Here is a 13083-nt window from a genome sequence, read left to right as displayed (position 1 = left end):
CCACACAAGGGACTCCTGTCGCGTCTCTGTCAGCAGGGTTGGCGTCTGGCGCCACATGTCCGACCGTGAAGACCCAGCGTCGTCCGTCATCAATGATGCCTAGCTTGACCGGGAGCTCGACATGCTCGAAGGCTGCGTCCCTTGGCCCGACGAACTCGCACAGAGGTACCGCCGCCAGGCCTATTGGCAGGGGCGGCCTCTCGGAGATCTCCTGCTCGAGACATGCGCCGAGCATGCCGACCGGGTGGCGATCGTCTGCGGCGAGCAACGCCTGACGTACGCCGAGGTGGCCGACCGATCAGACAGGCTGGCGCGGCACTTCGCGGGCCTCGGGATCGGTCCACTCGACCGCGTCGTCGTCCAACTGCCGAACGTGCCGGAGTTCGCGACCGTGGTGTTCGCGCTGTTCCGGCTGGGCGCGATCCCCGTCATGGCGTTGCCCGGACACCGCAAGCACGAGCTCGTGCATCTGTGCTCGCACTCCGGTGCGATCGCCTTAGTCGTCATGAGCGAGTTCAAGGGCTTCGACTACAAGCAGCTCGCGCAGGAGGTCCAGCAGGAGGTCCCCGCCGTCAAGCAGTTGCTGATCGCCGATGAGCTGAGCCTGGACGCCGGCGAGACGGCATACCCGGTGTTGGATCCTTCCGAGCCGGCGTTGTTCCTCCTGTCCGGCGGGACAACAGGCCTGCCGAAGCTGATCCCCCGGACTCACGACGACTACGCATACAACATGCTGGCGACGACCAAGGCTCTCGAGGTCGATGCTTCTTCGACCTATTTGGCGGTGAATCCGGTCGCTCACAACTCCGCCCTCGGCTGCCCAGGGCTGTTCGGAACGCTGCTCGTCGGCGGCAAGGTGGTGCTCGCTTCCACTCCCCGGCCTGCGGAGCTGTTTGAGCTCATCCGCGAAGAACGGGTGACCTTCACGACGCTGGTCCCTGCCACCGTGCGGATGTGGATCGATCACGCACTTCGTACGCCGGTAGACCTGTCGGGTGTTCATCTTCAGATCGGCAGCTCCAAGCTCACTCCTGGTCAGGCCGAGGAAGCGCGCAAGTACCTGGGCTGCGGACTCAGTCAGTGGTTCGGGGTCGGGGAAGGTCTGCTCACCTACACCCGGCTGGATGATCCGGATGACGTGATCCTCAACACCGAAGGACGCCCGCTCGCCGCCGACGACGAGATCCGGGTTGTCGACGAGGCGGGGCTGGAGGTGGCGGACAACGTCGACGGTGAGCTTCTGGCCCGCGGTCCGTACACGATTCGCGGCTACTACCGGGCCGCGGAGCAGAACAGCGGTTCCTTCACCCCGGACGGATTCTTCCGGACCGGAGACCTGGTGCGACGCGGGCCGGACGGCAACATCGTGGTTGTCGGCCGGCTGAAGGACGTCATCAACCGGGCCGGCGACAAGGTCCCTGCCGAGGATGTCGAGGAGCAGCTCGTCGCGCATCCCGGCGTACGGGACGCGGCTGTCATCGGCGTCGAGGACGCGGTCCTCGGGGAGCGCACCTACGCCTTTGTCGTACTGCGGGACGCGGACCTCAAAACCCCGGCCCTGAAGGCGTTCCTGCGGCAACGAGGTCTGGCCACCTACAAGATCCCGGACAAGATCGAATCGGTCGCCGAGCTGCCACGTACGCCGGTGGGCAAGGCGGACAAGGTCGCGTTGCGCGCCCTGGCCGCCAACCGGACGCCCTGACCAGACCTTCGACACCAACCAGAGGAGTGATCTTGATGGACACCTGGCTGCTCTGCCAGGACGACATGGTGCGGCTGCTCAACGTCGTCGGACGGGACGCGCTGATGCAGCGCATGATCTCGACCCTCGAGGCCGGCTTCACCGAGCTCGGCCACGGCCGCCGGGCCGAGTCGCCCATGCGCACAGGCTTCACCAGAACCGGTGACATCCCAGGCGTCATCGAGACCATGCCACACCGCGACCCCGGACTCGGAGTGACTGTCAAGACGGTCTCCTACAGCCCGCGCAATGTCGCCGACCACCACCTGCCGACCATCCTCGGTACGGTCTCCCGGATCGACGACAACACCGGCCGACTGGTCGCCCTCGCCGACGGCGTCCTGCTCACCGCGCTTCGCACCGGTGCAGCCAGCGCTGTCGCAACGAGACGCCTTGCCCATCCGGACTCACAGGTCGTCGGACTCATCGGCGCCGGCGCTCAAGCCGTCACCCAACTCCACGGACTGAGCCAGGTGATGGACATCAAGCAGGTGTTGGTGTTCGACATCGAAGAGCAGCACGCAAAGAGCTTTCTCAGCCGCGCCGCCTTCCTCGGACTCGACCTGGAATTCGCCTCCCCGGAGCGCGTCCTGGCGGAATCCGACGTACTCTGCACAGCCACGTCGGTCCCTGTGGGCGCAGGGCCCGTCTTTCCGGACGGCGAGCACCGTCCGCACCTGCACATCAACTCACTCGGCGCCGACGAGATCGGCAAAACCGAACTCCCGGTCAGCCTGCTGCGGCGAGCACTCGTCTGCGTCGACCACCGCGAACAGGCCCGCAACGAAGGCGAATGCCAGCAGCTCGCCGAGGACGAGATCGGGCCGTCACTGGCCTATCTGTGCGCGCATCCCGAAGAGTGGGCTCACCATCGCCAGACCCTGACGGTCTTCGACTCCACCGGCGTCGCTTTCGAGGACCACCTCGCCCTCGACGTCATCATGGCGGCCGCGGAAGAGCTCGGGCTCGGCACCAAGATGTCGATCGAATGCCGGCCGGACGACGTACTGGATCCGTACTCGCTGCGTGGCCACGTCCCCGCCGCTCCCCAGCTCACTTTCTGAGACCACGATGGCCGGTCTTCCTCAAGGCCGGCCATCGCCAACAACGGGAGGTGCTGGTGTACAACCCCGCCGCTGGATTCCCTCGGGTCGTCGTCGAATTGGCCTACACCGACGTACCGACCGCGATCGACTGGCTCACCAGGGTGTTCGGTTTCCAAGAGCTACTCCGCCAAACCGTCGACGGCATCGTCCATCACGCCGACCTGGACACTGGCGGCGGCGTGGTCATGCTCGCCAAGGCAGGTGAACGCCTCACCGTCCCGACTACCGGCACACCTGCTTCCGCCCAATTGATCGTCTGGGTCGAGGACGTCGACAAGCACCACGCACACTCGCTCGCCGAAGGCGCTCAAATCCTCCACGAGCCGTGCAACAAACCCTGGGGCCTGCGCCAGTACCTGTCCCTCGACCACGAGAACCACCTCTGGGAATTCACCGAACACCTCCACGACGTCCCCGCCCATGAATGGGGCGCGACCAGCACCTGATCAACCGCACCGCAGATGACCTGTACGAAGCAATGGTCACGCTCACGCCGTGCCGACGACACCGGCCGATTGGGACGCGGACCAAGACACCCCGCTCGAGGAGATCGGCCACCTGGGTCCGACAATGCCGCACCGAGTGCCCCGTCTTCGAAACCTGCGTAAGGTTCGCCGCCACCCAACCGCAGGTTACCGGCGTCCTAGCCTCGGCGTTTCACGGAAATTGGTGCGACACGTGAGGTAAAAAGGCGAAAGCGCCTTGTCTGTAAGGGAAATCGGGCTTGTGGAGAGTCCAGTTGTCCCCGTACAAGAAGGCTTTTTCAGGTGAAGAGTAGCAAGGCGGCAGGTCGGTTCAAGGTGTCGGCGGATGGTAAGGGGCCCCACTGCCTTTAAAGAACTGCTCACCGAGTGAATACGCATGCAGGGTCTCGTCCATCCGCATACCCTCAATGCTCGTAGCAACCTGGCGCGCTGGCGAGGCGAAGCCGGAGATGCAGTGGGAGCCGCAACTGCCTAGAGGAATTGCCCGTCGACTCCCTTCAGGTCTTCGGCCCGGACCACCCAAATGTTCGGATCACCTGCAACAATTTGGCCCAATTGGCGCAGCAAGGCTGGCGACATCGTCGGTGCGGTCACCGCTACCGAAGAACTATTCGCCGACCAGTTGCGATTCCTCGGGGCCGACCACTCCGATACCGTTACGACCCAGGGCAACCTGGCTCACTTTCGCAGCCAGGCGCGGCCTAACTCGTAGGTCCGAGCTGGTGGCAACAGCAGCTCGTCGGCGTACGCGACCCGGCTTGCCCCGCGCGGGTGCCGCCGAGCCACAGCACGACCAGCGCCGTCAGCTCGGGCGTCAACCCCGCAGCCTCGGCCTGAGGCGACCGTCAGCCGTCCGACGATCCGGCCAGCAGATCTTCCCTACGAAACCGGGCACCTTTCAGGTCGAGTATGCTCTCGGCCTATCCGCCTACTGGCAATCTGCAGCGCTGTCAGGAAAGAGTTTGCGACCGCTTCGACACCGCTCGCATCTCGAGGCGTCAAGTGGGCGGCCGTTAATCGACCCCAGATTAGCGAGGTCAGCAAGCAATGCTACCAGTGAGGTTTTCTCACCAGGGTTTGGCGTAGGGGTGAGTGCCGTGGCCTGAGGCAATGTTGTGGTGAAGGTGGCGTGTCCAGCTGGCGGGCGTGGGGTCCGGCCCGATAGGCCGGTTCTCGCCAAAGACACCGCGCCAGGCAGGCAGTTGAAGCAATTAAGTGACTTACTGAACGGCTTACAAAGAACCGGAGCTCGGATTGGACCGGGCCGCTCCTGGTCCGGCCGAGTCTCTGACCGGCAGTTCCGCGTCCATGTCCCGGATCCGCGGACCAGCTACAGGGGTCACGACGAAGGATGGCCACAGGACTCTGAGGTGTCGATAGTGCAGGCAGGTAGTGCGGTCACGGACTTCCTGAGCGGTGGAGGCGATCGTCCGACCGTGCTGGAGTGGAAGGCTTGGCCAGCGGCCGCTGATTAGCAACACGGAGGCAATGGGCCCCGCCTTCGAGTAGCAAAGGCGGGGCACGCGCGCGACACCTACCTGTAGCAGCTCCACGAGTAGGGATTGTTGTAATCGCTGTATGAGGCGTAAGCGCCTCCACCGTACTGCGCAGCGCACTGTTGATTGAGGTTGACGCCGTAGTAGACAGGTCCGAGCGAGCTCCAGAACCTGCACTTCCAGCCGAAGACGTTTTGGCTAAGTAGGACGACTTGGCTCCCGGGCCATTGGTTGGCGCAAGCGCCAGCAACCGACACCCCTCCGAGGCGCACCGCCGCGTGTGCTGGAGTAGCGAGAACGGTGACTGGCACCAATGCCAAAAGCATGCTTCCGAGTACGACTTTCAACCTTCTCATAATACCCTCCGATGCTCGAACATGCCGGCCGCGCATGGACTTATTGGTCCCGCTATCTGGCCGTATTTGCCATTATGGGCAAGCAGTCGCCCGGCCGACCAGTAGACGAAGTCGGAACATGCTTGACTATGGAGGTAAGACAAAGTCGTATATGCGAGCGGTACCGGCCGACGCTTGCCTTCGCATGGTGAGGCCGACAGACGGCAATACCCTACTATCCGAACGGACGAAGTTTGGCTGCGACCGCAGAACGTTGGCGCACGCCAAATTTCTTCAGGATGCGAGTGACGTGAGTCTTAACCGTCGGCTCCGAGATACTCAATCTGCTGGCAATCTCCTCATTGGTAAGATCAATGCAAATGAGCTCCGCAATCTCCGTCTCGCGCGGCGTCAGCTTTCCCAATAGCGCCCGAGCATCCAGCGACGGCACCATGAGTAATTCAGCAACCTCGGACTGGTTTCGCTCGCATAGCTCACGCAGATCGGTGAGATCTTGCCGCAAGCGCTCGGGGTTCAACAGTTCACTCTTGATCAGCATGTCGATCTTAAGGCGCAAGCTTTCCAGCTTATGCCCGAAGTCCTCGATGATATCTGCCACCGAGACCGAGGAATCGGACGCCATTTCGCCAGCAGTTAGCAACATCCTTTGATGGCCCTCATCTTCAAGTTCGCGCGCTAACGCTACTAAAACGCTTCGCGCCAGGATCTGGAAGGCATGGGCAGTATCTTCGGTGTATACATTTGATCGATAGGTCTGCATCGAAGCGATCCCGATGACCACTTGTCCGTCGGATGATGTTCTTAGGAGAGGAATCACGATTGCGTCACCAGAAAGACGCTCCTCGTCACCAAATGAATGCCCCTTGTTCAGCAGACTTCCATTATCCATGCCGTATACATATGGCTTCGCGTAGCGCCTTATCCACGCCGCCATTCCTTCCGATCCGTACATCTGGAAGCTGGGCGGTTCATACTCTTGCGGCTCATCAAATATATACGGGACTACGAGATACCGATCATCTCGAAAGAAGGCAACATAAAAACTATCCACCGGGGCGATCGTTCCCATCGTGACGCGCCATTGATTGTAGAGACGGCGCCGCTCTCCAGGGACTACATATCGTATCGTCCGATCAGCATTCCGGATTATCTCAGCTACCTGAGGTGAAAACCCCTGAAAACCCGGCATGATTCCCTCCCGCAGGCATCGACGGCGCGGAGCACCTCCACCATTTCATCCGGCTTCATCTCCACTCGTCGCTGGCCGACTGGCTCTTAGTATCTGACCTGCCGAGGCTCCGCTCGGCGGGTACCTTTCAGCTGACACATCTCGCCTACTATCGCAGGACAGCTAACCCATCGCTGCATCATCCCCTGATCAGTCAACGAACGACACAGGCTGTGCACGATTGGAGTGTTCCCCGGTCTGGTCTAGTTAGCCCGGCGCTTTCACGGCTCTCGGGGATGAGGGCTGTGTTGGTGAACTGAAAGGTGCTCCTGACCAGCGACGATGTGGTCTGTCTAGCCCAGATGTTTCATGGGGTTTCGGCGTGTCTTCTGGTGCCTTGTTTTAGGCGGTTTGAGGGTTGGTGGCGTGGGTGTGGCCCGGCTGTCGCGTCGGGTGGGCGGGATTCCGGGTCCTTGGTTGTTGGGTCGGGGGTTGTGGCTAGGTGGCTGGCCAGGGGGCGTTGCGGAGGCGCTGGAATGCGGTGGTGAGGTGGGTTGCGAAGGGCCAGTCGGTGTCGAGTCGTAGGTGCCGGCCGCGGGCGGTGCGGACCAGGATTCCTGCGGTGTGGAGGATCTGGTAGCGGTAGGTGGCTGGTTCGGTGCGGGCCAGGTTGGCGGTGAAGCAGAGTGCTTGGGTCCAGGTGAGGAGGTCTGCGGCGGTGAGTGCGAGTTCGAGCCAGCAGGCGTTGGCTGTGTAGGCGTGGATGAGTGTGCCAGTCTGATTTGGCCCCACTTGGGGCGGTAGTGATGGCTTGATTTGGCTCCACCCTCGACCATCCAGTCCTCTACGTTCGTGTCGTCTGCCAAGGCGATCACGAGAGGTGGAGGGGTTGAAGGAGAGATCGAGAGTGGAGCAGTTCGAACGTATCCGACGCGAGCGTCGAGATGAAGGTTTGTCGATCCGGGCACTGGCGCAGCGCCACCAGGTCCATCGGCGCACGGTGCGTCTGGCGTTGGGTGATGCGGTGCCTCCGACGCGGAAATCTCCAGAGCGTGTGGCGCCGGTGCTGGGCCCGCATCTGGCCACGATCGGTGGCTGGCTGACCGCGGACCTGGACGCCCCGAAGAAGCAGCGGCATACCGCTCGCCGGGTCTGGCAGCGGCTGATGGAGGAAGAGGGTGTCGTGGTGGCCGAGTCCAGCGTGCGGGGGTTGGTCGCCCAGCTGAAGACCGAGATCGGTGGGGACCGGGCGCAGGTGATGGTGCCCCAGACTCATGGACCGGCCGAGGAGGCCGAGGTCGACTTCGGGGAGTTCACTGCGGTGATCGCTGGGGTGGTGATGAAGGTGTTCATGTTTTGCCTGCGGCTGTCGCATTCGGGCAAAGCGGTCCATGTTGCCTATGCCAATCAGACCCAGGAATCGTTCCTGGATGGGCATGTGCGTGCGTTCGAGGCGCTGGGTGGGGTACCGACCGGGATGATCCGTTACGACAACCTCAGGCCCGCGGTGATCCGGGTCGCGCTGGGCCGGGAACGGTTCGAGCATCCACGGTTCATCGCGATGCGCTCCCACTACGGCTATGACTCGTTCTTCTGCGCGCCAGGCTTAGAGGGTGCTCATGAGAAGGGCGGTGTCGAGGGCGAGATCGGCCGGTTCCGCCGACGGCACCTCACTCCTGTCCCGCACGTGGCATCGTTGGCCGCGCTGAACCAGGCCCTGGCCGCCGCCGATGCCCGCGACGACGCGCGCCGCATCGGTGCCCGCGCCGAGACCGTGGGAGCGGCCGCGGCCCGTGAACTGGTCTTGCTGAACCCGCTGCCGAGTGAAACCTTCGATGTCTCGGCCCCGCTGTCATGCCGGGTCGACGCCAAAGCACGGGTCTGTGTCCGCCAGTCGTACTACTCGGTCCCGGCCCCGGTTCGCTGGTCGCCGGCTCGAGGTTCGTCTCGGCGCCACCGCGGTGATCGTGCTCGACGCAGGCAAGGTGATCGCTGAACATACCCGGTCGCTGCACAAGGGCAGCGAGGATCTCGTTCTGGACCACTATCTGGAAGTCCTCACCCGCAAACCCGGCGCCATGTCCGGGTCCACCGCCTTGGTCACCGCGCGAGCATCCGGGGCGTTCACGGCGGTTCATCAACGGTTCTGGGACGCCGCCCGCAAGCAACACGGCGACGGGCCCGGCACCCGCGCCCTGATCGGGGTGCTGTTGCTCCACCGCACCATGACCGCGACCGTGGTGAGTGCGGGCATCGAAGGCGCGCTGGTGCTCGGAAACTTCGATCCCGACCTGGTCGCGGTCACCGCACGCAGCGCGATGACCTCAGCCGGCGCGACCTCCCCGCCGGTCCCGGTTCCACCCACCGCGTCCCACGCTGCGACGACCCAACGGCCGACGCCATCACTGGCCGACTACGACCAACTACTCCAGAAAGAAACCGCATGAGCCCCGCCACGAAAACCGCGCCAGCCGCCACCCCGACGACCACGGTGACCGCCCTGTCTGACCCCGCCGCCGAGGCCGCGATCCACGCCGCTTGCCGACTACTCGCACTGCCCACCATCCGCGCCGAAGCCATCGCGATGGCCGAGGCCTCAGCCAAGCAACGCCTTACCCACAAGGCATTCCTGGCCGAAATCCTCACCGCGGAATGCGACGAACGCGACGCCCGCCGCCGGATCCGGCGAGTCAACGAGGCCAAGTTCCCCCGCACCAAACGCCTCACCGAGTTCGACCACACCGTGCTGCCCGACCTACCGGCACCGACGCTGGCACACCTGGCCGGCGGCGGCTGGATCGACGCCGGACAACCACTGGTCCTGCTCGGCGACTCCGGCACCGGGAAAACACACCTGCTCATCGCACTCGGCACCGCAGCAGCCGAGCAAGGACGCCGGGTCCGCTACGTGACCACCGCCGCCTTGGTCAACGAGCTCGTCGAAGCCTCAGACGACAAACAGCTGTCCCGCGTCGTGGGCCGCTACGCCCGACTCGACCTGCTCTGCCTCGACGAGATCGGCTACGTCCGCCTCGACCCACGCGGCGCGGAACTGCTCTTCCAGATCATCACCGCCCGCGAAGAACGAGCATCCATCGCCTGCGCATCCAACGCCCCATTCTCCGAATGGGGCGCCACCTTCACCGACCCCCGCCTCGCCGCCGCAGTCGTGGACAGACTCACCTTCAACGCACACATCATCCAGACCGGCACCAAGTCCTACAGACTCAACACCACCCGGCAAACCCGCAGCCGAACCGCCACCAACTAACCCAAGACAACACCACCAAAACAAGCAGGGTGGGGCCAAATCAAAGCATCACAGCGGGGCCAGATGGGGTTGTCATACTCACGTGGAAGGGCAGGTTGCGCATACCGGTGTCTTTGCCGGTGCGGATGCGGTCTTCGACGCGGGCGTGGCCGCGATGCTCCACTTCGAGGTCGGGGAGTTGCTGGCCGGTGGGGGTGTCGGTGAGGAACGCGGTGAACCGGTGACCGTCAATGTCGGAGAAGGTCAGTTGGGCGCCGGGGTGGGGTCGTTCTTTGCGGACGATGACCCGGGACCCTTTTGGCCAGTTGGTGAGGTTGAGCAGCTCTGTCAGTTCGGCGACCCAGGCGCCGGGGCGGGGTTGTCCGTCGGCGTTGTAGGCCTCGGTCCAGGCGTGTTTCGGGGTGGCCAGGATCGCTTGCTGCAGGTTGTGGTCGATGGCAAAGCCCAGCGAGAACCCGATCCCACGAGCCCGGAGCGCGGCAGCGAACACGTGGGTTGCGCCGGCGGAATCGGCGCTGGCCATCACCTTGGGTCCGTCGGCTGCGCCGGGCTGGGCGTGGGCTGGCAGTGCGGTGATCGCCAGGTCCAGCACTGCGACGTGGTCGGCGGCGGTGTTGGAGCCGGCGTTGCCTGGCCGCAGCAGCCCGGCCAGTGCTTCGCCGCCGGAGATGTCTGGGCGGTCGAGATAGCACAGCAACGGGTGGAACCCGAAGCCCTTCTTCCAGGTGGGTGCGGCGTTTTCCTTGTCCGAGTGCGCGGTGAGCAGGGTCGCGTCGAAGTGCAGCCACAGGTCTTTGGTCAGGTCCGGGCCCGCGCCGGCCGCCCAGGCCCGCTCGCGTGCCTTGGCCCGGGCGGCCCGCAATGTGTCCAGCCGGGCGGTGTCGACCTTGTTGATGACCCGCCACGCGGTCGGGTCGGAGGCGACCAGCCCGAACAGGCGCGGCTGGTCCCGCAGCGTCCGCAGATGCCGCAGCGCGTCGCCGCCATCGGCGATCGACACGGCGACGTCGACCAGCACCTGTCCTGGTGCGTGCAGCGGCGGCAACCGGTAGGTGTCGATCAACGCCTCGGTCCACCCCTGCGCCAGCCCAGTCGAGGTGGCCAGTTCCCGCAGTAACGCGGTCCCGGCGTGCGACACGATCCCCTTACCATCCGCCGACACCTTGAACCGCGCCTTGCCGTTGCTACGCTTCACTCGAGAGTGTCTTCCTGTTCGAGATCATTGAGTCTTCGCAAACCCAATTTTCTCTTACAGGCAAGGCACTCTCGCCTTTTTATCTCACGCGTCGCCCCAATTTCCGTGAAACGTGAAGGTTAGTACTCCAGCCGTAGATCGTGATCGCTGGCGGGGGGCGGAGCTTGATCCTGCGCGGACGGCGCCGGTACGCGGGTGGCGGTACTGGCACAGATGGGGCGGGTCCGGGCGGAGTAGGAACGGGCGGCCGCGATGAGGCCGAAGCCCAGGCCGGCGAAGGCTAGACCGCCGAAGGCGACCATCCAGGTGATCCCGGAACTGGTGGTGAACGCTCCCCCCGACGGTTTCAGCTTCGGCAGTACTCCGGTGGCGCTGAGCGGGGCGTAGATCAGCAGGACGACTCCGTATACCGACAGGCCGACGGAGCTCAACCACGCTGGCAGCAAGGGCAGTAGACGTGGGACTCGCCGCCCGGAGAGGATCAGGGTCCATCGGGGGAACACTTGCCCCCACGGGTACAGCAGTCCCAGCAACAGGAAAATCGCAGCCATCGCGGCCAGCACGGTGACATCGATTCCCACCGATGCGAGGGCCTTTGCCAGCCCCGACTCGCTTGCATTCGTCTCCCGCCACCCTTGCGCCGTGACGCCGATCGCATCGCCACCCAGCGTCCAGATGGTCTTGACCCCAGCCCACGGCAGAAGCCCGCACATGAGCAGGTACACCGCGACTCGGGTTCGCTTCGACGCGACGGAGGGTCCAGGGTGGGCAAGCGGACCGTCAAAACCACCCACGTGGTCCTGTCCGCACCGAGGGCACCTGCCTTGCATCCGTCGGCGGTACGACATTCCGACGAGGATGAGAAGAGCGGAGCCCACCGCGCTCAACAGGTCATGCGCCAGGCCGGTGATGCTGTCCACCCCGGAGAACGACGCCAGCACCACGAAGTGCGCCGGCAGACTGGCCATCCCCATCACAAAAACCGGGACCGCCAGGATCAGCGCCGCTGCCACCATCACTCGGCCACGCCTGGCAAGCGTCCGGGTAGTGGCCAGGCAGGCTCCGGCAGCCAGGACTGCGATGGCCGCCAGCAGGAGCTGGATCGTCGGCGCATACGCGACATCCGGCGACCAGGGCACGGTGGCGCCTGATGCAGCCCACGTGACCTGGACTGCGGCGAACAACACGCCCCACACCGCGGCGGCGTGCGGCGCCCACGTGGGCCAGCGCCGCGACCACGCCGCCCACCCCGCGTCCCGCAACGGCGGGCTGGAGCCGGTATGTGTCTGCAATTTCGTAGGAACAGCCACCGTGACCTCCGGTTCCGCATTATTGACACTCAAGGTTCCCCCTGCCGCCGCACCGGTCGCATCCACCGCGCGGACCATCCGCCTCCCTCGCGTGGGGGAGAAACGAACGGGCACTCCCGCCTGGGATCGTGATCTTCATAAGTGGAAGGGCTGCCTGACGGCGGTCGTGACTGCGGCGGGCGCGGGCTTGGTGGCGTCGCCGCCAGGTGGACCAGCGCAGTCGGTGGGCAGTGTCGCGGGCCGACCGGACGGTCGGCGCAGTGAACAGGCGCTGGATCTCATTGCAGGTGAGCGGGATCGGGCCCTCGGGGCTGGTCCCGTCGTCGGTCGGGGCCTGGTCGCAGCGTTCGCGGGCGGCGGTGATGGCGAGGAAGGCGTGGGCGAGCAGGGCCAGGGGCGGCCCAGCGGTGCCAGGAGTCCCAGCGCGGATCACCAGGTGCTGATGGCCGTCGGATCACCTGCGGTGATGGCGACCAACGCCCAGTCGTAGTAGCGCCGTCCAGCAGCGGCTGTGGGCCGTCTCCGAAGACCTCACCGGGGTGAAGTTCCCCGTCGGTGGCTGCCCGGACGAAGGCGATCGGTTCGGTCCTCGTGGTGTTCAGTCCAAGCAGAACTCGTTTCCCTCCGGATCGGCCACCGCGATGTAGCCCGCGCTGGTAGGAGGCGCCGGCTCGTCGCGGCGCGATTGCGGGTGACACTCGCTGCTGGTCAGTGGCCAACGGAGCAGATACGGAGCAGATGAGAGCGCCGTGGACGTCTTCACTCTTTACCAGGCGCTGGATCGTGCGAGTGCGTTCCTCGGTCAACCGCGGTCCGCGACGGGTAAGATCCGTAGCACGCGAAGCCGTCGCGGCAGAGCGAACCTGGGCGACGCCAAGCCCTGCTCAAGGAGGCCAACCAGTCAGACAGGCTGTCTGCAACTGGCCGGTCATGGTACTGAGGATTCGCGTCTGCG

The 13083-nt window shown here is 64.6% G+C and carries 8 protein-coding genes and 3 pseudogenes; 7 read left to right on the top strand and 4 right to left on the bottom strand.

Annotation, left to right across the window (positions count from 1 at the left end; translation table 11 throughout):
- Window positions 1-121 precede the first annotated feature (121 nt).
- From F1D05_RS02775 to F1D05_RS42765, 4 genes are all read left to right on the top strand, one after another.
- Window positions 122-1702, top strand: coding sequence for a (2,3-dihydroxybenzoyl)adenylate synthase (locus tag F1D05_RS02775; RefSeq protein WP_185445861.1), 1581 nt, complete (start codon window positions 122-124; stop codon window positions 1700-1702).
- Between the two features lie 35 nt (window positions 1703-1737).
- Window positions 1738-2805 (top strand): ornithine cyclodeaminase family protein, encoded by a 1068-nt coding sequence (locus F1D05_RS02770; protein ID WP_185445860.1) that lies wholly within the window; start codon window positions 1738-1740, stop codon window positions 2803-2805.
- A gap of 56 nt (window positions 2806-2861) precedes the next feature.
- Window positions 2862-3293 (top strand): VOC family protein, encoded by a 432-nt coding sequence (locus tag F1D05_RS02765; RefSeq protein WP_185445859.1) that lies wholly within the window; start codon window positions 2862-2864, stop codon window positions 3291-3293.
- Between the two features lie 1154 nt (window positions 3294-4447).
- Entirely contained in the window at window positions 4448-4807 is a 360-nt protein-coding gene (locus F1D05_RS42765; RefSeq protein WP_428994992.1) for an Imm1 family immunity protein, read from the top strand.
- A 591-nt stretch (window positions 4808-5398) separates the two neighbouring features.
- Here the strand turns inward: F1D05_RS42765 and F1D05_RS02755 are convergent.
- Together F1D05_RS02755 and F1D05_RS02750 are read right to left on the bottom strand one after the other, a co-directional pair.
- Window positions 5399-6253: a helix-turn-helix transcriptional regulator gene (locus F1D05_RS02755; RefSeq protein WP_185445857.1), complete on the bottom strand. Its 855-nt coding sequence runs from the start codon at window positions 6251-6253 to the stop codon at window positions 5399-5401.
- 597 nt (window positions 6254-6850) lie between these two features.
- Window positions 6851-7114: pseudogene (locus F1D05_RS02750) on the bottom strand (transposase); the annotation flags it as partial.
- Between the two features lie 127 nt (window positions 7115-7241).
- On the opposite strand from F1D05_RS02750, the pseudogene istA reads away from it, so the two are divergent.
- Together istA and istB are read left to right on the top strand one after the other, a co-directional pair.
- Window positions 7242-8799, top strand: a pseudogene (gene istA / locus F1D05_RS02745) (IS21 family transposase).
- Complete coding sequence (istB, locus tag F1D05_RS02740; RefSeq protein ID WP_185442126.1) at window positions 8796-9623, top strand: IS21-like element helper ATPase IstB; 828 nt, start codon at window positions 8796-8798, stop codon at window positions 9621-9623. The pseudogene istA and the gene istB overlap by 4 nt, the downstream one beginning before the upstream one ends.
- 81 nt (window positions 9624-9704) lie before the next feature.
- On the opposite strand, the pseudogene F1D05_RS02735 reads toward istB, so the two are convergent.
- Both F1D05_RS02735 and F1D05_RS02730 read right to left on the bottom strand, forming a co-directional pair.
- Window positions 9705-10818: pseudogene (locus F1D05_RS02735) on the bottom strand (IS1380 family transposase); the annotation flags it as partial.
- A 119-nt stretch (window positions 10819-10937) separates the two neighbouring features.
- On the bottom strand, window positions 10938-12128 hold the full coding sequence (locus F1D05_RS02730; RefSeq protein WP_185445856.1) for a hypothetical protein: 1191 nt from the start codon (window positions 12126-12128) through the stop codon (window positions 10938-10940).
- Between the two features lie 223 nt (window positions 12129-12351).
- Here F1D05_RS02730 and F1D05_RS42760 point away from each other — a divergent pair, with 223 nt between their 5' ends.
- Complete coding sequence (locus F1D05_RS42760) at window positions 12352-12618, top strand: hypothetical protein (protein WP_185445855.1); 267 nt, start codon at window positions 12352-12354, stop codon at window positions 12616-12618.
- Window positions 12619-13083: the final 465 nt, after the last annotated feature.

The sequence above is a fragment of the Kribbella qitaiheensis genome (assembly GCF_014217565.1).
GTDB lineage: Bacteria > Actinomycetota > Actinomycetes > Propionibacteriales > Kribbellaceae > Kribbella > Kribbella qitaiheensis_A.
The sequence above is the reverse complement of the archived record's forward strand: the minus strand, read 5'-3'. Positions and strand labels throughout refer to the sequence as shown.

What these genes read in the sequence shown, in the direction of transcription:
- F1D05_RS02755 (WP_185445857.1), bottom strand. Translation starts at nt 6,253, where the DNA reads ATGGGAACGATCGCCCCGGTGGATAGTTTTTATGTTGCCTTCTTTCGA.
- istB (WP_185442126.1), top strand. Translation starts at nt 8,796, where the DNA reads ATGAGCCCCGCCACGAAAACCGCGCCAGCCGCCACCCCGACGACCACG.
- F1D05_RS02770 (WP_185445860.1), top strand. Translation starts at nt 1,738, where the DNA reads ATGGACACCTGGCTGCTCTGCCAGGACGACATGGTGCGGCTGCTCAAC.
- F1D05_RS02775 (WP_185445861.1), top strand. Translation starts at nt 122, where the DNA reads ATGCTCGAAGGCTGCGTCCCTTGGCCCGACGAACTCGCACAGAGGTAC.